General features: G+C 61.7%; 1 protein-coding gene. It reads right to left on the reverse strand.

Annotation, left to right across the window (positions count from 1 at the left end):
* Nucleotides 1-158 precede the first annotated feature (158 nt).
* Nucleotides 159-512, reverse strand: a 354-nt coding sequence (locus tag ABD481_RS47205; protein ID WP_344672398.1) for an amino acid--tRNA ligase-related protein, incomplete at its 5' end; no start/stop codon positions are given.

Raw genomic sequence — 512 nt, forward strand, 5'->3', positions numbered from 1 at the left:
CCCGACGAGCGACGCCTGGCCTCATAAAAAGAGCGCGGATAGTAGCAAAATCACGGAGGGAAATTGTGGGTATTCGGGCTAAAGCCGGGGCGAGGGTGTCAGGTCCAGAGTCGTCTTTCACCTCCCCCACCCGGCGGCGGAGGGAGGTGAAAAAGCGATCAGGCGCGGTCTACCGTAAAGGCGATCACTTCGCCGATGCTTTCAGCGCCCAGCGCCAGCATGACCACGCGGTCAACGCCCAGCGCCACGCCGGAGCAGTCCGGCAGACCCGCCTCCAGCGCCGCCAGCAGGTTGTTATCGATGGGCTGCTGCGGAAGGCCGCGCGCGGCGCGTTTGCGGTTATCCTGCTCAAACCGCAGGCGCTGTTCATGGGCGTCGGTCAGCTCGTGGAAACCGTTCGCCAGCTCAATACCTTTGTAATAGACCTCAAGGCGCTCAGCGACCCGATGATCTTCCGGGCTGATCTGCGCTAAAGAGGCCTGAGTCGCCGGGAAATGATAAATGAACGTTGG

It is taken from the genome of Catenulispora yoronensis (assembly GCF_039531695.1).
GTDB lineage: Bacteria > Actinomycetota > Actinomycetes > Streptomycetales > Catenulisporaceae > Catenulispora > Catenulispora yoronensis.